Annotated in this window: 20 protein-coding genes; 6 read left to right on the forward strand and 14 right to left on the reverse strand. The window is 37.0% G+C overall.

Annotated features, from left to right (window positions below):
- Positions 1–22: 22 nt before the first annotated feature.
- The 7 genes from IGK54_RS10185 to groES form a co-directional block, all read right to left on the reverse strand.
- On the reverse strand, positions 23–433 hold the full coding sequence (locus tag IGK54_RS10185) for a GtrA family protein (RefSeq protein ID WP_002356537.1): 411 nt from the start codon (positions 431–433) through the stop codon (positions 23–25).
- A 100-nt stretch (positions 434–533) separates the two neighbouring features.
- Positions 534–2240: an IS1182 family transposase gene (locus IGK54_RS10190; protein ID WP_241408206.1), complete on the reverse strand. Its 1707-nt coding sequence runs from the start codon at positions 2238–2240 to the stop codon at positions 534–536.
- Between the two features lie 184 nt (positions 2241–2424).
- The gene (locus IGK54_RS10195) at positions 2425–3972 is read right to left on the reverse strand and encodes a glucosaminidase domain-containing protein (RefSeq protein WP_142957637.1); all 1548 of its coding nucleotides are present in this window, start codon (positions 3970–3972) and stop codon (positions 2425–2427) included.
- A 16-nt stretch (positions 3973–3988) separates the two neighbouring features.
- The gene (locus tag IGK54_RS10200) at positions 3989–4699 is read right to left on the reverse strand and encodes a hypothetical protein (protein ID WP_016626163.1); all 711 of its coding nucleotides are present in this window, start codon (positions 4697–4699) and stop codon (positions 3989–3991) included.
- A 23-nt stretch (positions 4700–4722) separates the two neighbouring features.
- Complete coding sequence (locus tag IGK54_RS10205; protein WP_002368880.1) at positions 4723–5442, reverse strand: response regulator transcription factor; 720 nt, start codon at positions 5440–5442, stop codon at positions 4723–4725.
- A gap of 302 nt (positions 5443–5744) precedes the next feature.
- Complete coding sequence (groL, locus tag IGK54_RS10210; protein WP_002362559.1) at positions 5745–7370, reverse strand: chaperonin GroEL; 1626 nt, start codon at positions 7368–7370, stop codon at positions 5745–5747.
- Between the two features lie 57 nt (positions 7371–7427).
- Positions 7428–7712 (reverse strand): co-chaperone GroES, encoded by a 285-nt coding sequence (gene groES, locus IGK54_RS10215; RefSeq protein ID WP_002356531.1) that lies wholly within the window; start codon positions 7710–7712, stop codon positions 7428–7430.
- Between the two features lie 233 nt (positions 7713–7945).
- On the opposite strand from groES, the gene IGK54_RS10220 reads away from it, so the two are divergent.
- Positions 7946–8122 (forward strand): hypothetical protein, encoded by a 177-nt coding sequence (locus tag IGK54_RS10220; RefSeq protein ID WP_002356530.1) that lies wholly within the window; start codon positions 7946–7948, stop codon positions 8120–8122.
- Between the two features lie 18 nt (positions 8123–8140).
- Entirely contained in the window at positions 8141–8794 is a 654-nt protein-coding gene (locus tag IGK54_RS10225) for a CPBP family intramembrane glutamic endopeptidase (protein ID WP_002356529.1), read from the forward strand.
- 42 nt (positions 8795–8836) lie between these two features.
- On the opposite strand, the gene IGK54_RS10230 is transcribed toward IGK54_RS10225, so the two are convergent.
- Positions 8837–9487, reverse strand: a complete 651-nt coding sequence (locus IGK54_RS10230) for a redox-sensing transcriptional repressor Rex (RefSeq protein ID WP_002356528.1) — start codon at positions 9485–9487, stop codon at positions 8837–8839.
- Between the two features lie 213 nt (positions 9488–9700).
- Here IGK54_RS10230 and IGK54_RS10235 point away from each other — a divergent pair, with 213 nt between their 5' ends.
- The 4 genes from IGK54_RS10235 to IGK54_RS10250 all read left to right on the forward strand — a co-directional run bounded on the left by IGK54_RS10235 (position 9701) and on the right by IGK54_RS10250 (position 15387).
- Positions 9701–11647, forward strand: a complete 1947-nt coding sequence (locus IGK54_RS10235) for an ABC-F family ATP-binding cassette domain-containing protein (protein WP_002374213.1) — start codon at positions 9701–9703, stop codon at positions 11645–11647.
- Between the two features lie 14 nt (positions 11648–11661).
- Positions 11662–12294, forward strand: coding sequence for a GntR family transcriptional regulator (locus IGK54_RS10240; RefSeq protein WP_002356525.1), 633 nt, complete (start codon positions 11662–11664; stop codon positions 12292–12294).
- A gap of 200 nt (positions 12295–12494) precedes the next feature.
- Positions 12495–13685 (forward strand): quaternary amine ABC transporter ATP-binding protein, encoded by a 1191-nt coding sequence (locus IGK54_RS10245; protein WP_185938168.1) that lies wholly within the window; start codon positions 12495–12497, stop codon positions 13683–13685.
- Positions 13678–15387 (forward strand): ABC transporter permease/substrate binding protein, encoded by a 1710-nt coding sequence (locus IGK54_RS10250; protein WP_002384135.1) that lies wholly within the window; start codon positions 13678–13680, stop codon positions 15385–15387. Before IGK54_RS10245 ends, IGK54_RS10250 begins: the two co-directional genes overlap by 8 nt.
- A 284-nt stretch (positions 15388–15671) precedes the next feature.
- Here the strand turns inward: IGK54_RS10250 and IGK54_RS10255 are convergent, their stop codons facing one another.
- The 6 genes from IGK54_RS10255 to IGK54_RS10280 form a co-directional block, all read right to left on the reverse strand.
- Positions 15672–16406: a YcjF family protein gene (locus IGK54_RS10255; RefSeq protein ID WP_002384134.1), complete on the reverse strand. Its 735-nt coding sequence runs from the start codon at positions 16404–16406 to the stop codon at positions 15672–15674.
- 120 nt (positions 16407–16526) lie between these two features.
- Complete coding sequence (locus IGK54_RS10260; RefSeq protein ID WP_002362274.1) at positions 16527–17429, reverse strand: diacylglycerol/lipid kinase family protein; 903 nt, start codon at positions 17427–17429, stop codon at positions 16527–16529.
- A gap of 122 nt (positions 17430–17551) precedes the next feature.
- The gene (locus IGK54_RS10265) at positions 17552–18565 is read right to left on the reverse strand and encodes a CdaR family transcriptional regulator (RefSeq protein ID WP_002379728.1); all 1014 of its coding nucleotides are present in this window, start codon (positions 18563–18565) and stop codon (positions 17552–17554) included.
- 141 nt (positions 18566–18706) lie between these two features.
- The gene (locus IGK54_RS10270) at positions 18707–19855 is read right to left on the reverse strand and encodes a glycerate kinase (protein ID WP_002367172.1); all 1149 of its coding nucleotides are present in this window, start codon (positions 19853–19855) and stop codon (positions 18707–18709) included.
- 21 nt (positions 19856–19876) lie between these two features.
- Positions 19877–21169 (reverse strand): GntP family permease, encoded by a 1293-nt coding sequence (locus IGK54_RS10275; RefSeq protein ID WP_002359581.1) that lies wholly within the window; start codon positions 21167–21169, stop codon positions 19877–19879.
- Positions 21170–21277: 108 nt separating this feature from the next.
- Complete coding sequence (locus tag IGK54_RS10280; RefSeq protein WP_002362276.1) at positions 21278–21961, reverse strand: TVP38/TMEM64 family protein; 684 nt, start codon at positions 21959–21961, stop codon at positions 21278–21280.
- Positions 21962–21977: the final 16 nt, after the last annotated feature.

A 21977-nucleotide genomic window follows, 5' to 3' on the forward strand; every position in this document is an offset into this window, starting at 1 on the left:
TTTTTTTTAGCCTAAAATCTGCTTAGACCTCTTTTTCTTTAAAAATGAAAAATTTACTGAAGAAATAATTTAAAATCACTACTACAACTTGTGTAATCATTTTCGCCCAAAACGATGAAAAATGAATGCCATCAATTAGGAGAATCATTAAACCCATATCAGCCACAAAAGATAAAATTCGGTACCAATAAAATAAGCCCATTTCTTTAAAAAAACCAGCTATGCTTTCATGCTTACTTGCGAATACCCAATATTTATTCGTGAAAAAGGCAAATAGAACAGATAAAAACCAACTAATTGTGTTACTTATCTTGTAATCCAACCCTAACACATTTTGACAAACAAAAAACACAACTAAGTTGACGACAGTCGTTGCACCACCAAAAAATAAATAAGCCAGTACTTCTCGGTATTTACGAAATAATTCTTTCAATTTTCACGCATCCTTTCAACTAATCATTTTATCAAACTTCGGCAAGAAAACCTATCTATTTTGTGTAAAGACACAATTCTCTTGCTAATTTTACTATTTATTAAGTATTTATGAAAAACATAATAAGAGTAGAGAGAGTGGGACAATAGTCCTTTCTCCAAAAGAAACCAAGTCCGATTTTGATGATTACTTTCAAAATCGGACTTGGTTTTTCATTTTTACGTTGTTTTTTCTCCATATATTTCCCTAATTTTCTTAAATTTAATGCCATGAGCGCCAAGCCAATGTCAATCTTGGCTCCTTGTTTCCCTCGTAAGTGGAAACGTTGGAACGCCAAATGAGCCTTTAGGTGGCCGAACACTGGTTCGACATCGATTTTCCGTTTCCGATAAATCGAACCTGTTTTTTCCTCTAAAAGCTTCTTTTTACATTCGGCTTTGAAATAGCGCCATGTATTATTCACTAAAATTTGTCGGTTTTGCTCACTTTTTGCCTTCGTACATTGACTACGAACAGGACAATCTCGACAATTTTCACATTCATAAATTTTGAAGTCACGGACAAATCCGCCTTTATCTTTTCTTCGACTATATCGCTTGAAGGGAACTGCCCGATGGGCAGGACAAATATATGTATCTTCTTTTTCCAAATAGCGCCAGTTATCAACCATAAAAGGACTGTTTCTATAGGTCTTTTTATTTTCTTTATGATAACTAGCATAGGTGATTAATGGCGTTTTATGCAAGACATCGTTGATATACGTATAATTTTCTTCACTTCCATAGCCGGCATCCGCTACAATATACTCGGGTAATTCGTTGTGTTGTTCCAAAAAGCTGTCTAAAAATGGATTTAAAGTTTTTGTATCTGTTGGATTCGGGAACAGATCATACGCTAGGACATATTGATTTTCTGTTGCGATTTGTAAATTGTAGCCTGGCTTTAGTTGACCATTGCGCATATAATCGTCTTTCATCCGCATAAATGTGGCATCTGTATCTGTTTTAGAAAAACTATTTCGCTCTTGAAAAAGGCGGTTATAGGTTTCATATCTTTGTTTTCTTGGTAAATAATCCGCTTGGATTTTGCGTAGATACTTTTTGTAGGTTCTTCTTTTTTTCTTTAATTGGCTTTGTTTTTCTTTCTTCTTTTCCTTTTGTAGTTGTTCTTCTGTCGCCACCAACTCTGTTTCCAAGTGCTGCGCGATTTCTTCCAATTGGGTGCTTGTCAATCTATCACTTTGGTTTTCTTCTTTTAAAGAAGGCAAGATTTCTTCTTTATAAAGGGTTTGATAGAATTCGTTTGATTGTTTATCCAAAGCAGCTTCATACCGATTTGTTGCTTTGCGCCAGACAAAACTGAATTTATTGGCATCCGCTTCGATTTTTGTACCATCAATAAATAGCGCTTCATTGTCAATTACCTGATTGGTGATTAATTGACGGCGGAATAAGACAAAGGCTTCTGCTAAAAGGTGAGCAGTTGTTTCCTGACTTCGGAAGCGATTGATGGTCCGGTAACTGACTTGTTCGTGGTTAGCTAGCCAACGCATACGATAACTGTCATCTAATAGAAATTCAATTTTACGACCTGAAAAAACACGTTGCGTATAAGCATATAAAATAATTTTTAACATCATTTTGGGGTGGTAGGCCGGTCGGCCTAGTTGTTCTTCTAATTTAAGAAAGAGTGTTTGTGGCATGGCTTCGACTAAAGCATTAACCGCAAAAGCGACATCTGTTTCAGGAATATATTGTTCCATATCTAATGGTAAAGTTGTTTGATTGATGGTATAATTTTTAAACATAAAGCACTCGCTTCCTTTCTGATTGGGTTTCGTCACTTTAATCTTACAGGAATGAGTGCTTTTTGTGTACTTTGAAATTAAAAAAATGGGGCAATAATCAGATTTTTTTCTGATTATTGTCCCATTCTCTCTACTCTTACTCTAATAATATATTGACTCCATCGACCGATAAGTTAAATCAGCATTAGTCCTTTAGCTTAGGAAGTGCTATCGTTTGTCCTTCGGTTAATACAGAATACGTTAAGTCATTTGCCTGCTTGAGGGCGGTTAAGGAATAGCCCGTTTTTTTAGCAATTTTTGCGAGTGTCTCTCCTCTTTTTACTTCATAATACTCAGTAGACGCTGTTTTTGAGTCATTCGCTGTACCATTTGATTGCTCTGCTGTTTCCAAAGCATTAGTCACCGATTTACTGATTATTAGTGATTGAAGTAACGCTTGTTCTTTCGGTTCTAGAGAAGTCGCCGCTGTATGCTGAGGAATCGTGATTTTTTGGCCAATATAAAACATTTCTTGAGTCTTTGAATTTTGTTTTAAGATGGCTGTTGCTGACACACCAAACGTCTGGCTAATGGTGGCGAGAGAATCTCCTTTGCTTACTTCGTAGACGACTGCTTCTTTTTTTAGCTGTTCTTTGACTGCTTCCTTATCAAACGAAGGTTTCTTTTCTTCTGCCAAATTAGTCACTACTGGTTTCTTCTTTTCTTGATCGTATTCAGTTAATTGATAGGTTTCAATCAACGCGTTTAATTTTTTATCGTAATATGTATCCGTTGCATAACGACCTGTTAAAAATTTTGTTGCCTGCTGATAATTCGTCGTGTTTGCTTTCAAAACGCCGTGATAAAACGTTGGATTACCAGCCAGCCCATTGATGATTAATTTACTATAGTCTGTTAATGACTCTTTATAGGATGGATACTGACGAAAATCGGCATGAATGGTGGTCATCTTCCCTTTACCATCATCTTCTTGTGTGGGAAAGCTGACACTTTGACCTTGATAAGCGCCTTTAATGCCAAACAAATTATAATTAGGCGGCGCTGCTAACGCACTATTGCCCGAGCCACTTTCTAAAATAGCTTGAGCTATCATGACAGAAGCGTATAGATCATGTTGCTGACCAATAACTCGTGCTTCTTCACCAATTTTTCTAATAAACTCAGAAGTAGAAGCATTCTCTTGAACAACAAAATTTGCCTCGGCTTGTTGTTGAATTCCTGCTTGCTTTTCCTTTTCTTGACTATTGTCTATCTCTGAATGTACCAACGGCTCTTTGGTCTTTTCAGTTAATGTAGAATTTTGTGGTTCCTGATTATGAGGTGACTTCTCAGTGAGCGCTTTATGCTCTTCAGATACTGGTTGCTCATTTTGTAACGATTCGGTTGGTTTAGTACTAGCAATTGTCTTTTCTTGTGGCGGTAAACTATTTTCAGATTCTAATGGTTCCACATTATTTTCCTGATGGTCACTGCTGTCATTTTGTGTTGAACTTTCTTGTTGTTCAGACGAACTTATTATTGTTTCGTTCAGCGTTGAAGAAGTAAGGGTTCCTTGGTCTTGATTGGCTTGGTCCGCTCTTTTTTCTTCCAGCGATAGCTGTCGACTTTCGTCCCTCGTTTCGGTCTCCTCTTGAGCGATTAATGGTTCTGAATTGTAGTAACTGGCGCCCGCATAAGCCCCTAAGACTCCAAGACATACCAACTTCAAATATCTTGCCTTTCTTTTTTTCATCGCATTTCTCCTTCATTTACCTCTTTATTTCTGCTAATAATTGCTCTATCTGTTGGTACATTCCTGTTGATTCATTCTTGATGGTCAGCATTTGTTCACAATAAGCTTGGTACTCTCTTGCCACTTGCTTCATGCGTGTTAAAGTTGCTAAACGTTGTTCCATCTCTTCATGAACTGTTGCAACTTGTTGTTTGGCTTGACTAATTGTTTCTTTTGCTTGACGTTTGGCTTCTAATAACACTTCGCCAATTTCTTTTTGAGAAAGCGTAACGGCTGTGTCTAAATTCTCTTCACTGGTCTGTCTCTGTTGCATCTTTTCTTCAGACAATTGTTTCTGTAAAGAAGTGATAGTTGTTTCTTTATCACTTAATGTTTCTTTAACATGTTTAAGTTGAACATCTTTTTCGACTACTTGTTTTTGTAATGCTTCCACTTCATTGGTTTGCATTAATAATTGCTCCGTTAGCTTTTTAATGGATTGCTGATATAGTTGATTTTCTTCTTCTAGTTTTTCAACAAAAGAAAATGATTCTTCTGACAGTTCAGTCGGCACTTGTTGCTGGACCTGCTTAACTTTTGCAGCTTGCTCTTTTGCATAAACAACCTCGTCATCAAAGCTTGCTTCCTCTGTTACCTTTGGTTGTGCTTTCATCGATTGTTCATTTTCAAAATCCGGCATCTTCTCATACTCCTCATCTTCATTGTTTTTAGTCAAAAATTGCCACATCTTTTTCTCCCCCTTCGTACCTTTTACACCGTTAACATATAGCCTTTTGAACGAATTGTTTTGATATATTGTGGTTTGTTCACATCTTGTTCAATTTTTTTGCGCAAATGGAAAATCACATTAGCGACACGATATTTTCGTTCATTCGCAGTATCTTTCCAGACATTTTTGTAGAGTTCTTCATATGTAATTGTTTGTCCTGCGTGTTTGTATAAATACTCTATTGTGAAAAATTCCAATTTTGTTAAAAGAATTTCTTCTCCACTTCCCAAGCAAACACTCAAATTTGGCGCAATTAAATACAATCTCTCAGAAAGATTCTTAGTAACTGTTTGTTCCTCGTTTGCACTAACTAATTTAGGATAAAAACGTCTTTTTACACGTTGCAATAAATTACTCATGCTTAACATGCATTCTTGACGATCATAAGAATGATCAAAAACGCCATCTGCACCTAATTGTAAATAAATAATTCGATTGACTTTACTAATTACTTCTGTCCGAGAAAATAACCAAATCGGTAAATCTGACTGCTTGCGAATCGTCATTAATAACTCACAACAAGTATTTACTTGCTGGTGGTCAGTAACTTCAATCACTAATCCATCAATATGGTGCAAATGAAGAAGTATATTTGTTCCTTGGATGATCTGACATTCTACTTGATTACTAACAAACCAATTTTGACAGTATTCTTTTGTTTCAATTGTCAAAGGAACGACACCAATTGTATATTTTTCCATTTTTCCACCTCAATCTTCCTAATATTCCCCTTCAAAATATAATAATTTTTATTTATATTCTATTAATAAATAAAAATTACCAACTACTAGTTTTCAAAAAATGATTGTTATTACTAAATTTTATCGAATAAAAACAAGGCTGTCTAGCTAAAACGAACCCTTTAAATTATCATCTTTTTTGTTAATTGAGTAAATATTTGAGAAAACACCATAAGCAAAGATATTATTTAGATTATTTATTCTTTATGTAAAAAAAAGCTTACGATTTTTCAATCGTAAGCTTTTAGAATACTTTTTTATTTTTACATCATACCGCCCATGCCCATTGATGGATCCATCATAGGAGCTGGTGCAGCTGGTTCTGGTTTGTCTGCAACAACTGCTTCAGTTGTTAATAATAAAGCTGACACAGAAGCTGCATTTTGTAAGGCAGAACGAGTTACTTTTGTTGGGTCAACAATACCGGCTTCAACCATGTTTACCCATTCACCGTTAGCTGCATTGAATCCGATACCTAAGTCAACATTTTTTAGTTTGTCAACAATCACTGATCCTTCATAACCAGCATTTTCAGCGATTTGACGGATTGGTTCTTCTAATGCACGAACGACAATCTTGATCCCTGTTGCCACATCGCCTTCAGCTTCTAGCGCAGCGACTTTACCAATTACATTGACCAGTGCGGTACCACCACCAGAAACCATGCCTTCTTCTACAGCGGCACGTGTTGCGTTTAATGCATCTTCAATTCGTAATTTTAATTCTTTTAATTCTGTTTCAGTTGCAGCACCGACTTTAACGACAGCAACCCCACCAGCTAATTTAGCTAAACGTTCTTGTAATTTTTCACGATCAAAATCAGACGTTGTTTCGCCGATTTGGTTTTTAATTAAATGAACGCGGGCATCAATGGCTTCTTTTGAACCAGCACCTTCGACAATTGTTGTGTTATCTTTGTCGACAACTACTTTGCTAGCATTTCCTAAGTTTTCAATAGTTGTGTCTTTTAACTCTAACCCTAAGTCGTCAGTGATTACTGTACCACCTGTTAAAATAGCAATATCTTCAAGCATCGCTTTGCGGCGGTCACCAAATCCTGGCGCTTTTACTGCGACAACATTAAATGTACCACGGATTTTGTTCAATACTAATGTTGGTAGAGCTTCCCCATCAACATCATCCGCAATGATCAATAGTGGACGGCTTTGTTGTAGAATTTGTTCTAATAAAGGTAAGATATCTTGAATATTTGAGATTTTTTTGTCGGTAATTAAGATATATGGATTTTCTAAAACAGCTTCCATTTTATCGTTGTCAGTAACCATGTATTGAGATAAATAACCGCGGTCGAATTGCATTCCTTCAACCACATCTAATTCTGTTTCAATCCCTTTTGATTCTTCAATGGTAATTACGCCGTCGTTACCAACTTTTTCCATTGCATCAGCAATTAATTGGCCGACTTTTTCAGAACCTGATGAAACAGCAGCGACTTGTGCAATCGCTTCTTTTGAATCAACTACAGATGAAATATTGTGTAATTCTTCTACTGCTGTTTTTGTTGCTAATTCAATCCCACGACGAATACCTAATGGGTTAGCTCCAGCAGTTACGTTTTTTAAGCCTTCACGAACAATGGCTTGTGTCAAAACAGTCGCTGTTGTTGTTCCGTCACCAGCAATATCATTCGTTTTAGAAGCAACTTCTGAAACTAATTTTGCGCCCATGTTTTCAAAATGATCTTCCAATTCAATTTCCTTAGCAATTGTTACCCCATCGTTAGTAATCAATGGTGAACCAAATGATTTTTCTAAAACAACGTTACGACCTTTAGGGCCTAATGTCACTTTCACTGTATCTGCTAATACATCTACTCCGCGTAGCATTGCTGCACGTGCATCTTCTGCAAATTTAATCTCTTTTGCCATGATTTCTTCACCTCATAATTTTTTTCTTCTATTATATTATTCTGTAAAAGTTGTTTATTATTCAACAGTGGCAATAATGTCTTTGGCTGATACAATTAAGTATTCTACGCCTTCGTATTTCACTTCTGTTCCTGAATATTTTTCAAACATTACTGTGTCACCAATTTTTACTTCCATCGGAACTTTTGTGCCATTTTCAAGCACACGACCTTCACCTACTGCGATAACTTCACCTGTTTGTGGTTTTTCTTTTGCAACGGATGCAAGAACAATTCCTCCAACAGTTTTTTCTTCTTCTTTCGCGACTCTAATTACGACGCGATCGCCTAATGGTTTTAACACAATAAATCCCTCCAAATAAAAAGTTTTCGCTTATTTTAGCACTCGATACACAAGAGTGCTAACTCACACTATTTATAATACTCATTTCACTCTAAAAATGCAAGTCTTTTCTCTCTTTTTCTTGTCAATTATAAGATACGCATTTTTTATTGCGTATTCTTTTTTTCATGGAATGTTTTTCCAATCCTTTAATTCATGGTAAAATAAGTTGACTACGATTGGAGGCGAATAAAATGAAACAACGTTTACTTACAGCACTAATAGCAACATTCGTTTATTTTGTGATAGCGAATTTAGGAAATCTTGTTTTCAGTGTCACAGAAGGAATTGTTTCGACACTTTGGGAATCTCTTTTCTTTTTCTTATTCGTTTTTCTTTTATTAGGATATCGCAATAATCGTAAAAAATAATTATAGAAAGGATTAACCATGACCTTAAGAAAATCAAGTTTATTTATTTTAGTCACATACATTATCGCTTTTTTCGGGCCGTTACTTTTTTCGGGTATTTCCCCCAATGCAGCGATTAATGTGACAACTGCTCTCTACATTATTGGCGCCCTTGTAATGATTGGCATCTTTTTAAAAACCACAGAACCTTCTCCTTTAGAGGAAACCGCAACCTTGAAATCACCTATTTTTATTTTTTTACTAGGTGTTAGTGGGATTTTCATTGCCATGCTGATTCAAGGGGTTACTTTTGCCATTGAAGTAGCCATCACAGGAGAACAAGCTACTTCTCAAAATACGCAAGCTATTGTAGCGGTGATTTTGGCAAATCCTTTATTTATTTTGGCAACTACTATCGGTGGTCCGATTATGGAAGAATTCGTCTTTCGTTATGCATTTATCCATTTAATCCAGCCTTTTACAAATTTCTGGATTGCGGCTACTGTTAGTTCGGCGATTTTTTCACTCGCACATGCCGATGGTCACTTTTTTGTTTATTTCTTTATGGGATTTTTCTTTGCTCTTTTGTACAAGCAAACTGGAAAAATTTGGACCTCAATTATTGCCCATTGCGGCATGAATACGATTGTGATTATTGTTCAATTACTTTTGCATAATGGTGCAATTCAATAAGAAAAGGGCCTTCGTCTAAACGACTAGGCCCTTTTCTTTTGCTTATTCTTCTTCGTCAATCAATTCGTTGTCATGATGTAAGAAATAAATTAATGTTTGTAATTCGTTGGTTAAGTCAACATTTTGAATTAATACTTCAGGTGGCGCTACTAAACGCGCAGCCGTAAAGTTTAGAATTCCTTTAACCCCTGCTTCGGCAAGTTTGTTTACAACTTCTTGCGCTTTGCGAGCTGGGATAGTTAAAATAGCTACTTCGATTTGTTGAACACGAATTTGTTCCATCATATCTTCCATTGGATAAACCGGAATACCGTCAACAATGCGTCCCACAATATCTTCATTCACATCAAATGCGCAACTTACACGAATACTGTTGCTTTGATGGAATTTGTACTTTAATAAAGCACTTCCTAAATTACCAACCCCGATTAATGCGACATTGGTTAACTCATCTTCATTCAATGTTTTTGCAAAAAAGTTCATTAAGTTTTCAACATCATAGCCGTACCCACGTTTACCTAATTCACCAAAATATGAAAAGTCACGACGAATAGTCGCACTGTCTACTTGTACCGCTTCACTTAATTCAGTTGATGAGACTTTATTTTTTCCTGTATCATGTAACATTCTTAAGTAGCGATAATATAAAGGAAGGCGTCGCGCCGTTGCTTTTGGAATAACTTGATCTTTCACAATTGGACCTCCAATACTTTCACTTAAATCTTATCCATTAACATAATAGCAGTTTTTCACAATAAAAAGCAATTCTATGGCTCAAAAATAGCATTTTTCTTCAAAAGTTTGTGATAAAAGGTATAAACCTTCACAAAGCATTTTTTGATACGTGCTATTTTAGCAGATTTTATGCTACACTAAGGGCAATGAATTTAGAAATGAGGACTACTGATGATTTTATTACAAGCAAATCAAGTTGCCCGGCATTTTGGCTCGGAAACATTGTTTGAAAACATACATTTAGAAATTGCAACAAAAAGTCGGATTGCCTTAGTTGGTCGTAATGGTGCTGGAAAATCGACTTTTTTAAAAATCATTGCAGGCATTGATGCTCCCGATAGCGGAACCATTGCCAAAAATAAAACTGCTACGTTAGGTTATTTAGCTCAAAATACCGGCTTAGAATCAGATAAAACCGTTTGGGAAGAAATGACAAAAGCCTTTGCTGACATCCTAGAAATGGAACAGCGTATGCGAGAATTAGAAACTAAAATTAGTGAAATGGAGCCAACCACTTCCGTTTATGAAGGAATTTTAAAAGAGTACGATCAATTGCAACATACATTTTCTGAAAAAAATGGCTACGGCTATGAAAATGAAATTCGTTCAGTCCTTCACGGCTTTGGCTTTGATGAATCCTTTTACACGAAAGATATTCAAACCTTATCTGGTGGTCAAAAAACCCGGCTTGCATTAGCGAGAATGCTTTTACAAAAACCAGACATTTTAATTCTGGACGAGCCTACAAACCACTTAGATATCGAGACGCTTTCTTGGCTGGAATCTTATTTGCCAAGTTATCCCGGCGCCCTATTAATTGTTTCCCACGATCGTTATTTTTTAGATAAGGTAGTTAATGAAGTTTATGAACTGAGTCGCAAAAAAATGACTCACTACAAAGGAAACTATTCCAAATACTTAGAGTTAAAAGCAGAACAATTAGCCAGTGAATGGAAAGCATATGAAAAGCAACAAGAAGAAATCAATAAGTTAGAAGATTTCGTTGCCAAAAATCTGGTTCGTGCATCTACAACGAAACGTGCACAAAGTCGCCGAAAAGTATTAGAAAAAATGGACCGTTTAGACCGACCTCAAGGAGATGAAAAATCGGCGCATTTTCTTTTCGATAGTGAAAAAGTCTCGGGAAATGTTGTTTTACAAGTCGAAGATGCCGCCATTGGTTACGACCCAGAACATATTTTATCCGAACCTATTCACTTGGATATTCGTCGCAAAGAAGCCATTGCCTTAGTCGGACCGAACGGAATTGGTAAATCCACTCTCTTGAAATCAATTATTGACCGCATTCCTTTCATTAAAGGAAGTAAAACTTTTGGCACCAATGTTTCTGTAGGTTACTATGACCAAGAGCAAGCCAATTTACATGGCAATAAAACGGTCTTAGCGGAATTATGGGATGAACACCCAACCACACCTGAAAAAGAGATTCGAAGTATTTTAGGCGGCTTTCTCTTCAGTGGAGATGATGTTGAAAAAACGATTCCTTTATTAAGCGGTGGCGAAAAAGCACGTGTGGCATTAGCAAAATTAGCGATGGATCGTGACAATTTCTTGATTCTCGATGAGCCAACCAACCACTTGGATATCGATAATAAAGAAGTTTTAGAAAATGCGCTGATTGATTATGAAGGAACCATCCTCTTCGTTTCCCATGACCGTTACTTTATCAATCGAATTGCAACAAAAGTTGTTGAGCTTTCTGAAAAAGGCAGCAAACTTTATTTAGGCGACTATGATTATTATTTAGAAAAGAAACAAGAGGAAGAAGAAATCGCTGCCCTCTTAGCTAATGAAGAAGCGGCGAAAAAACCCGAACCAGTTACAGCCAAAAATACCTTTTATCAAAACAAGGAGCAACAAAAATTACTCCGTACTTTGCAGAGAAAAATAACACAAGTCGAAGAAAATCTTGCTCAGCTAGATACGACAATTGCACAATTAGAAGCACAAATGAGTCAACCAGACATTCTAGAAAATCATGTTGAATTGCTGGCTTTAAACCAACAATTAGATGACGCTCGTCAGCAACAAGATGAACTACTTGAGCAATGGGAAAATTTCAGTTTAGAATTAGAAGAAATGGAAAATAACAATTAACGGAGGGATTCACTATGGCTTCCAAAAAAATCAGTTTAACGAAGCCCAAATATCAACAAATCGCCGTTGATGTTGCGGAAAAAATTGCAGAAGGCAAATTACATGTTGGAGATAAAATCCATGCCCGTTCCACCCTAGCTAACCAATACCAAGTGTCGCCAGAAACAGCTCGCAAAGCCATTATCGTTTTAGTCGATTTAGAAATCGTTAAAGCCAAACACGGCAGCGGCTTCTATGTGGCATCAAAAGAAAAAGCGCAGGACTTTGTGACACAATATCAAGACGTTCAAACGATTGCTGAAATTAAAGAAGAATTGCTAGATAGCGTAGCGAAACAAAAAGAAGAACTTACTCATTTTTCTAGCATTCTAGATACTCTTGTTGAACAAACAAAGCGTTTTGATTCTTTCAATCCAATGAATCCCTATTCATTAGTTTTAACAGAAGAAGCTGCTTATCTTGAGGCGACGATTAGCGAAATGAATTTTTGGCAAAACACTTCGGCAACGATTATCGCTATCAAACACAAAGAAGAGCTTCTGGTCTCACCTGGTCCATATGCAAAGATTTCGTTGAACGACACACTTTATTTTGTTGGACATGACGAATCAACCTTACAACGTGTCCAAAATTTCTTTTATCCTTAAACAAAAAAGTGACTACTTATCTTGCGGTAAATAGTCACTTTTTTTATTTATTATTTCTATTTTTCATAAAAACCCACTATAAAACCTAGTTAAAATACTGTTTTTCTTCATTTTCAGAAAGATTTTCATCTAATTTGACAAAGTGACAACTTTATAGTAGTCTGATGTAGTCACTTTTTTTATTGAGGAGGAACAATGATTTGCCAAAAGTAAAAGTAAATCACCTTACCAAAATCTTTGGTAAGAAAACCAAACCGGCACTTGAAATGATTCGTGCCAACAAAAGCAAAACAGAAATTTTAGAAAAAACGGGTGCCACAGTCGGTGTTTATGATGTAAATTTCGAAGTTGAAGAAGGCGAAATTTTCGTTATTATGGGGTTATCAGGAAGTGGGAAATCAACATTAATTCGTTTATTAAATCGTTTGATTGAACCAACTTCAGGAAATATTTATATTGATGGACAAGATATTTCTTCTTTAGATAAAGAAGGATTACGTAAAGTACGTCGAAATAAAATGAGCATGGTTTTCCAAAACTTTGGTCTTTTCCCCCATCGAACTATCTTAGAAAATACGGAATATGGTTTAGAAATTCGTGGTGTTCCTAAAGAAGAACGCCAAGCAAAAGCTGAAAAAGCCTTAGAAAATTCTAGCTTAATTGCTTTTAAAGACCAATTACCAAGTCAATTATCTGGTGGGATGCAACAACGTGTCGGCCTTGCTCGTGCCTTGGCTAACGATCCAGAAATTTTATTAATGGACGAAGCGTTCTCTGCTCTTGATCCGTTAATTCGTCGTGAAATGCAAGACGAACTATTAGATTTACAAGAAAATGTCAAAAAAACCATTATCTTTATCACACATGATTTGAATGAAGCTTTACGAATCGGCGACCGGATTGCTTTGATGAAAGATGGTCAAATTATGCAAATTGGGACTGGAGAAGAAATTTTAACCAACCCAGCCAACGAATATGTGCGAACCTTCGTGGAAGATGTGGATCGTTCAAAAGTCTTAACTGCCCAAAATATTATGGTACCTGCTTTAACTACTAACATTGAAATTGATGGCCCAACTGTTGCTTTAAAACGGATGCGTCAAGAAGAAGTGAGTATGTTACTTGCCGTGGATAAAAAACGCCAACTAAAAGGCGTTGTACGCGCAGAAAAAGCTTTAGAAGCGCGTAAAAACGGGACTTCTCTTGTAGAATGTGTGGATCCAGAAATTCAAACAATCGACAAAGATATGTTAGTGAATGATATTTTCCCACTGATTTATGATGCACAAACACCTCTTGCCGTGACTGATAACGGCAAACTATTAGGCGTGGTCATCCGTGGTAGCGTACTTGAAGCACTTGCAGAAACAGAGGTGAACGAACATGAATAAGTATCAATTACCTGTCGCATCTTGGGTTGAAAGTTTTACTGATTGGTTAACTTCAACATTTGCTGGATTATTCAGCTTTTTACAAACAATTGGTCAAAGTGTAATGGACAACATTACTGCATTACTAACAGCCGTACCACCACTTGTGCTGATCGTGCTATTAACGATTGCTGCTTTCTTTATTTCTAATAAAAAAATTGGCTTAAGTTTATTCACATTTATCGGCTTAATGTTTATCTATAACCAAAACTTATGGAACGATTTAATGAGTACCGTTACGTTAGTTTTACTTTCTAGTGTTATTTCCATTATCATTGGTGTGCCACTAGGGATTTTAATGGCGAAAAGTGAAAAAGCCAAGAGTATTATTACACCGATTTTGGACTTCATGCAAACAATGCCTGGTTTCGTTTACTTGATTCCAGCCGTTGCATTCTTCGGAATTGGTATGGTTCCTGGGGTCTTCGCCTCTGTTATCTTCGCTTTACCACCAACCGTTCGCTTTACGAACTTAGGAATTCGACAAGTGCCAAATGAACTTGTTGAAGCAGCTGATTCTTACGGTAGTACTGGCTGGCAAAAATTATTCAAATTAGAATTACCTTTAGCCAAAAACACGATTATGGCTGGTGTTAACCAAACAACCATGCTAGCTCTATCAATGGTAGTTATTGCTTCAATGATTGGTGCGCCTGGATTAGGACGTGGCGTCCTTTCCGCTTTACAACGTGCACAAGTCGGGAACGGTTTCGTAAATGGTGTGGCTTTAGTTATTTTAGCGATTATCATTGACCGTTTTACTCAACATTTAAATAATAAAAAAGCAGCCCCTAAAGCAGCTGGTGCCACCTCTAAAAAGAAAAAATATGGGATTATTGCAGCGGTTGTTGTAATTGTCGCTGGCTTAGTTGGTGCTTCAATTTTTACAACAACAAATGATAAGCAAATTTCCCTTTCTTATGTGGAATGGGATACCGAAGTAGCCTCCACACATGTTGTTGCCGAAGTCTTAAAAGATATGGGGTATGATGTTAAAACGACTCCTTTAGATAACGCAATTATGTGGGAATCTGTAGCTAAAGGTGAAACAGATGCCATGGTTGGTGCGTGGCTACCAGGAACACACGCAGAGCAATATAAACAATATAAAGATAAATTAGACGACCTTGGTGAAAACCTTAAAGGTGCGAAGCTAGGAATTGTCGTCCCTTCTTATATGGATGTTGATTCTATCGAAGATTTATCTGATCAAGCTGGGAAAAAGATTACTGGAATTGAACCTGGGGCTGGTGTTGTTGCAGCAGCAGAGAAAACTAAAGAAGCTTATCCTAATTTGAAAGATTGGTCTGTTGAAACTTCTTCATCAGGTGCCATGACTGTCGCCTTAGGACAAGCAATTAAAAACAACGAAGACATCGTTATTACTGGCTGGTCTCCTCACTGGATGTTTGCAAAATATGATTTAAAATATTTAGCTGATCCAAAAGGCACTATGGGCGGCGAAGAAGCGATTCACACAATGGCTCGCCAAGGCCTAAAAGAAGATCAACCAGAAGCTTACAAAGTGTTAGATAATTTCCATTGGACAACTAAGGATATGGAATCTGTCATGTTAGAAATTAACGAAGGCAAAGACCCACAAGAAGCTGCACGCGATTGGGTTGATTCACATAAAGACCAAGTATCAGAATGGAAAAAATAATTCTTAACAAATGACTTCCCCATCTATTTAAAAGAGGGCGTTGAACAAATTGTTCAACGCCCTCTTTTTTCGCAAAAAAAACCACTCAGTTGGGTAGACTGAGTGGAAAGGAGTTATTTTTACTTGAGGAGTAAAAATGAAAAGTGTTTATGTTGGGTGTTTTGTTGGTATGCTTATATATTAACGAGAACCTGTGAATAATTTGTGACGAAAACCTTGGAAATTTGCTACGAATTACTTAAAAAAGTTTAAATGTGTCTCACCCTAGTTAATCGATACAGTGATTATTTCTTTTTAGCATTTTGGATGGCTTTAAATAATGTTGAAAATTGTCCTTTGAAAGACATCACATCATCAAAGATATCAACACCATCGTTTAACATTTTGACGGTAACCCAGCCAAGCGCTTCCGTAATTGCTACCGCAACTGAAGCATTGACCATGCCACCAGTCACAGTTCCGACAACAGGAATCACTTTTAGAATATTCCCGACTGCACTCTTACCTAAACTAACCACTACTAATTCTTTGGTTAAGCTTTTCCCTAAGCTTTCAGACCAAGACTGACCAAAAATTTTATGCAGCCGTGACATCATAGTTAATTGAACAGGTACCAGTAAAAAAGCATCCGAAAACGGAATTGGCGAAAACCCAATAATTGCTGCTGACAATGCAGCAAAATGAATCGTTTGATGACTTTTCTTTTTCACGTCAGGTGAAACACCAGCCAAAAATTCATCAAATACTTTGTCGAGTTGTGTTTGACTGTTCGTCACTAATTGTTCTGCTTTACCTTTAGAAGTTGCGAAAGCATTCATTATAGCCGTAGACGTTTTTTGTGGAAATTTTTTCAAGACATCTTGAAAAAAAGAACGAAATTCTGGGTCTTCGATTTCTTCATTCAATTGCTTAGTTTCTTGTTCTGCTAATTCTTGTTTTTCAATCTCTTCAAAAAGTTCTTGTTTCTTTTTGTTTTTATGTTTTTTTCTTCTCATCTCATTAACTCCTTTATCTATCAATATGTAGAAACAAAGTATAGCATAGCCCCTGATTGATTCTCTTTTAGATGATTTGAAAAGCCAGAACTTATCTGTTTTTTAAACAAATAGAAATGTTCCAGCTTTTCTCAAAAAAATCAGCTATTTTGTTTGTTCTTCACCGCAATAAACCGTCAAGTGTTTAGGCAAAATCTTCAGCGTAATTGGCAAAGCAGCTCCTTCATCACCATCCACATTAGTGGTTAATTCTTCTTGGTTTTCTAAGGAGATTGTTCCTTCTTTAAAGGTTAGGTAAACTAAATTATCAGTGGACTGGTCGACGCCTTTTAACAAATCTGGGACTGCTTTTACTGCATCCCATAATGATTGATCTTTTAAATAAACTAAATGAAGTTTGCCATCATCCACTTGGGCCTCTGGTAATAATGTTTCAAACCCACCGATTGAATTCGTTAAGCCAACTAAAACGGTACTACTTTCAATGGTTTGTTCTTTTTGATCCAAGCTTAAATGAAAAGGATACGTTTGAGCATTCGCTAAATGTTTGGCACCTGAAATAAAATAAGCGAGTTTTCCTAACTTCGTTTTTTGTTCAACGTCCACGTCGTTAATTGACTCTGGAATCGTCCCAATTGCAACGACATTCATAAAGTAGTCGTCATTGATTTTCCCCACATCTAAAGCACTGGTTTTTTCTAAATCTAATTGTTGAATCGCTTCTTCAGGGTCCATCGGTAAATTCAAGGCTCGCGCTAAATCGTTCACCGTTCCTAAAGGAAAAAAGCCAAATTTTGGGCGGTAAGCTTGTTCTGCCAACCCGCTAATTCCTTCATTAACGGTTCCATCTCCCCCCATTACGAAAACACTGTCGAAGTGACTTTCCGCAGCTTCACGGGCAAATTGTTCTGCATCGCCGCCTTTTTCTGTTTGTTTCACTACAACTTCATCAAATAACTGCTTTAATTTTTCTTCTGCTAACGTTTCAAATTCTTTGGCTTTTTCACCACCAGAACTGGGGTTAACAATTAAAACTGCTTTTTTCACTGGTACCACTCCTCATTGATATCTAAATCGTTTGATTCCTTACAATTATTATAAAAGATATTTTTGATTCTGGCGAAAAATATGCTGACACTTGCTTAACAAACAAGCATTCCTGCTCCTCACTACTTTTCAAAACGTTCTTTAAAGCAATAGGCAAAATAATAGAACAATTTCCAAAAATCTTGCCAAACTTTTGGATCCATCCCCGTCAATTCATGAATTCGTTTCAAACGGTAATTCAATGTATTTCGATGGATATGTAATACTTGTGAGGTTTCATTGATGTTTAAGTTATGATTGGCGAAAAAAATAACGGTTTCATAGTATTCATCATAAATCGTCTGGATGGTTTCAAAAAAATCCAATTCAATATGAAAAGGAAAATTAAAAATTCCTTGAATGAAAAAATCTTCTGCTTGGTAAAACTTAGCCTTTTCTAATTGGAGAAACGATAGAAGTAAATACGTGTTTTGTGCCTCTTGGACCATTTGTTGAATCGTGGCTTTTTCCGAACTTATCACAAGGTATTCTGTTACTGGCTTTGTTATCTGAGGTGGTTCAGAAGTAATCACCAGATAACAATTTTCCCATTCAAATATTTCATGTCCAGGATAATAACTGGATAATAAGCGCTTGTCCTTGGTCAGTACACAATGATTCTGGTCATCTAATTGAAGGTTATATAGTTCCAACGCTTCAAGTTTTAAGGCTTCTGAGTAAGCAGAATCAACATGCATTAAGTGCTGGATAAACTGATTTTTTTGTTTCTTCTTTTTTTCGCGTTCTTGTTGTGTATTTAATTCTTCTGTCAGTAAAAGAACAATCGAGCGCACAAGCTTGGTAAATTTGCGCACCTCGTCTGGTTCTCCTGAAATGCCTACGACACCTAAAATGTGATTATTCAAAATAATCGGTTCATTGGTGCCTTTTTTCTCTAAAGAAGTATCTTTATAAATTTCAATATTTTTTCGTTCATTGATGGCTCTTTCTGCACCACGATGGCGCTCCCCAATTCGAGCAGAATCTCCACTCGCAATAATTTTTCCTCGTTCATCCATAATATTGATGTTATAAGGAATATCTGCCATCAACTTTTCAACAATTTTATTTGCTTGGATTTTGTCTAATTTTAACATTGCTATCGCCAACTTTCTAAAAAGCGAGTAGCGTTTGGGACATAAGCCGCAATGACTTATGTCCCAAACGCTTAATTCTTCAGATCAACGACTGAACATTTTTATTTCAGCTTTCATTACTGATGATACCATGGTTAGTTCTTAGTCACAAGGCACCAGCTGTAATGTACGAGCAATATTTTCAACGGTTCTTTCTAAATTAACTGGTCCATTTTTCAATGCTGCTTCCAATGGTTCGGCTTTGGCCAAAATTCCAAAAATAGCCGTCATCCCTTCTTCATAGAGGACATCCACATCTTTGCCGATATAGCCAGCACAAGCGAAAACCGGTTTTTGATACTTCTTGGCCAAACGCGAGACGCCATAAGGGGCTTTGCCGAATTTTGTTTGAAAATCCATACCGCCTTCACCAGTAAAGACATAATCAGCGGCTTTTATTTTTTCTTCTAATTGATTCACTTCTACGACAATATCAATTCCTGGGCGTAACTGAGCTTTTGTGAATGCTAGTAACCCTGCACCCAAACCACCAGCAGCTCCTGCGCCTGGCATCATCTCAACATCAATGCCGATCTCTTTTTTGATGATCGCTGCATAATGGGCTAAGTTTTTATCTAATTGAGCCACCATTTCTTCTGTCGCACCTTTTTGCGGACCAAAGACATGAGACGCCCCTGTTGGCCCTGTTAGTGGGTTATTCACATCACTTGCTACTAGAACTTCGGTAGCAAAAATGCGTTGATCAAACTGTGTTAAATCGATCTGCGCCAGTTTATCTAATGCACCACCGCCACGTGTCAATTCTTGCCCTTCCTTGTCTAACAAACGCGCACCAAGTGCCTGAATCATACCTGCACCCCCATCATTTGTCACGCTACCACCAATGCCGATAATGATTTTTTTTGCCCCATGATTGAGCGCATGTTGAATCATCTCTCCTGTACCATAAGTAGAAGTGATCAAGGGATTGCGTTCTGCTGCTTTAACCAATTCAATTCCGTTGGCTTTCGCCATTTCAATGACCACCGTTTCTTGGTCACCTAATAAGCCGTAATAGGTTTCAACGATTTGATCAGGAAGCGGTCCTGCCACGCGCACTGGTACTCTTGTACCTCCTGTTGCATCCACTAAGGAATCCACCGTTCCTTCCCCGCCGTCTGCCATCGGGACGTGTTGAATGTCTGCATCTTTAAATACAGCTAAAATCCCTTTTTCCATTGCCAGACAGGCTTCTTTTGCACTCATACTTTCTTTAAATGAGTCTGGAGCCAAAACAAATTTTTTCGTCATCTTTTCGCGCCTACTTTCCAACTAGTTTAAAATAAAGCCATATAAAATGGTTGCAACAATCGTCATTACCCCACCGACACACATTTCATAAGGAATCACTCGAATTCTTTCTTTAATCGTCATATTCATACTTTGTGCCGTAATATGGAAATAATTGCCTTGAGGAACACTATCAATCACAGTTGCCCCAGTATGCACCATGACTGCTGCTGAAAGTGAAGATGTGCCCATATCTAAAATCGCTGGTCCAAAAGAACCTGTCGCTAAAATAACCGCTGTGGATGTTGAACCAACTGCTAAGCCCATTAAAATACCAGAAATCGGTGCCAAGAAGGTTCCAGAAATTCCCATAACAGAAATTAAGTGGACAATTTGTGTTGATAAATCAGAAACAGAAATTAATCCAGCAATTGCACCTGCACCAATTAAAATTAAAACGGTATCGGTTACTCTCTTCAAGCCAGAAGATGCATAAAAGGCCAGTTGTTTTGTTTGCCCAATCGCAATTGTCCCAACAACTGAAGCGAACGGCAAAATATACAGAGCATCAATATTCAAACTTTTGATGAAAGAAATATTTAAAACGGCGCCAATCGGATTAAGTAATAATAAGACAATCGCTAACACTGGCGCGATTAACGCCTTTTTCAAAGGTAATAATTCTTTTGTTTGTTCCTCTACAAGATCCGTTTCTTTGACCATTGATCCTTTACTTCTCATGATATTTGCAAGAACAACAGCCGTAATTAAGCCAAATACGGCTGGAATAAAACCAGCAATCATAACGTCACTTAGAGGTAAATCAAAGCCGTTCGCCGCTGCAATAGTATTTGGATTAGGCGAAATAATATTGCCCGCTTTGCCACCACCAGATAAAGCAATCAATAATGATAACTTACTGATACCCGTACTTTTCCCAACGGATAGAGCAATCGGGGCAACAATCAACACTGCAACAGGAATGAATACGCCCACTGCTGTAATTACCATTGTGGATAATGCCAAAGATAAAATAGCTTTTTTCTCGCCAAGCTTTTGTACAATGGCGTTGGCAATTGATTCTGCCGCACCGGATTCCATCATCACACCCGCCAACATGCCGGCTGCTAAGACACGGATTGCGGTTCCCATAATACTTTGTGTTCCGTTTAATAGAACAGCGACTGTATCTGACAGGGAAGCGCCTCCAATAAGACAACCAACAATTGCACCAAAAAACAAGGAATACACAGGATTAAATTTTTTCAAAATTAATACTATCGCTACAACTAATCCTAAAATTGCAGCAACCCAAGATATTGTAATATCTGGCATTCAAAATCAGCTCCTTAAATTGTTTACGCTTTCATTCTATCAAAGTCCTTTCTTTTTAAAATTGTAAATTTAACAGGATTTATTGTTCAAATGCACAAAAAACCGTTCTTAAAGAACAGTTTTTTGAAATCTTTTTCTATCTTTCTCAATAATGACCACCAATCCAACGAACAAAAGAACACTCACAATTAACAATACTGCCGTTTTATTATATCCATGAAATAGTGCTTCGCCTCCACATGCGTAAAGTATTGAGGAAGGAATTACACCAATGAATATAGCGGCTATTAAATTTTTTAATGGCAACTGCATAGTATCTGCAGCAAAATTAATCACAGAAGAAGGAATAATTGGAATCATGTAGCCCACCATAATCCCAATTTTTGGATGCTTCATCCGTCGAATGGACTGGACCCAATGATTGGTCTCCGTTTTTTTATCTAAAAATTTTATATGATGCATCAAAAAGATTGCAACTAAATTTCCCATACTATTCCCTAAAACGTTAATGAGTGTGCCGCTGAAGGGACCAAAACTCAATCCTGCAATCACACCAATTACTGAGGTTGGAATCCCTGGTACTGCACACATGATTGCGGTCAAAAAAACTAACAACAGCGCTGCTGAAAAACCATGTGAACGAATTCGCTCTAATAATTGTGTCTTACTGGCTTTAGGATTCAAAAATAATTGAATATCTGTTTGATATTCTAGATACAAACGGTAACCTACCAGTAGGATTAAAATAAGCCCGCTACTGATTAGTAGTATTCGGATTGTTTTCCTCTTCATTTTCTTTGCTCCTTTT

This window comes from Enterococcus sp. DIV2384 (assembly GCF_050534975.1).
GTDB lineage: Bacteria > Bacillota > Bacilli > Lactobacillales > Enterococcaceae > Enterococcus > Enterococcus faecalis.

Bases quoted from the DNA above. Each gene is read 5' to 3' on its own strand.
- IGK54_RS10190 (WP_241408206.1), bottom strand. From the start codon at position 2,240: ATGTTTAAAAATTATACCATCAATCAAACAACTTTACCATTAGATATG.
- IGK54_RS10195 (WP_142957637.1), bottom strand. From the start codon at position 3,972: ATGAAAAAAAGAAAGGCAAGATATTTGAAGTTGGTATGTCTTGGAGTC.
- IGK54_RS10200 (WP_016626163.1), bottom strand. From the start codon at position 4,699: ATGTGGCAATTTTTGACTAAAAACAATGAAGATGAGGAGTATGAGAAG.
- IGK54_RS10205 (WP_002368880.1), bottom strand. From the start codon at position 5,442: ATGGAAAAATATACAATTGGTGTCGTTCCTTTGACAATTGAAACAAAA.
- groL (WP_002362559.1), bottom strand. From the start codon at position 7,370: ATGGCAAAAGAGATTAAATTTGCAGAAGATGCACGTGCAGCAATGCTA.
- IGK54_RS10220 (WP_002356530.1), top strand. From the start codon at position 7,946: ATGAAACAACGTTTACTTACAGCACTAATAGCAACATTCGTTTATTTT.
- IGK54_RS10225 (WP_002356529.1), top strand. From the start codon at position 8,141: ATGACCTTAAGAAAATCAAGTTTATTTATTTTAGTCACATACATTATC.
- IGK54_RS10235 (WP_002374213.1), top strand. From the start codon at position 9,701: ATGATTTTATTACAAGCAAATCAAGTTGCCCGGCATTTTGGCTCGGAA.
- IGK54_RS10240 (WP_002356525.1), top strand. From the start codon at position 11,662: ATGGCTTCCAAAAAAATCAGTTTAACGAAGCCCAAATATCAACAAATC.
- IGK54_RS10250 (WP_002384135.1), top strand. From the start codon at position 13,678: ATGAATAAGTATCAATTACCTGTCGCATCTTGGGTTGAAAGTTTTACT.
- IGK54_RS10265 (WP_002379728.1), bottom strand. From the start codon at position 18,565: ATGTTAAAATTAGACAAAATCCAAGCAAATAAAATTGTTGAAAAGTTG.
- IGK54_RS10270 (WP_002367172.1), bottom strand. From the start codon at position 19,855: ATGACGAAAAAATTTGTTTTGGCTCCAGACTCATTTAAAGAAAGTATG.
- IGK54_RS10275 (WP_002359581.1), bottom strand. From the start codon at position 21,169: ATGCCAGATATTACAATATCTTGGGTTGCTGCAATTTTAGGATTAGTT.
- IGK54_RS10280 (WP_002362276.1), bottom strand. From the start codon at position 21,961: ATGAAGAGGAAAACAATCCGAATACTACTAATCAGTAGCGGGCTTATT.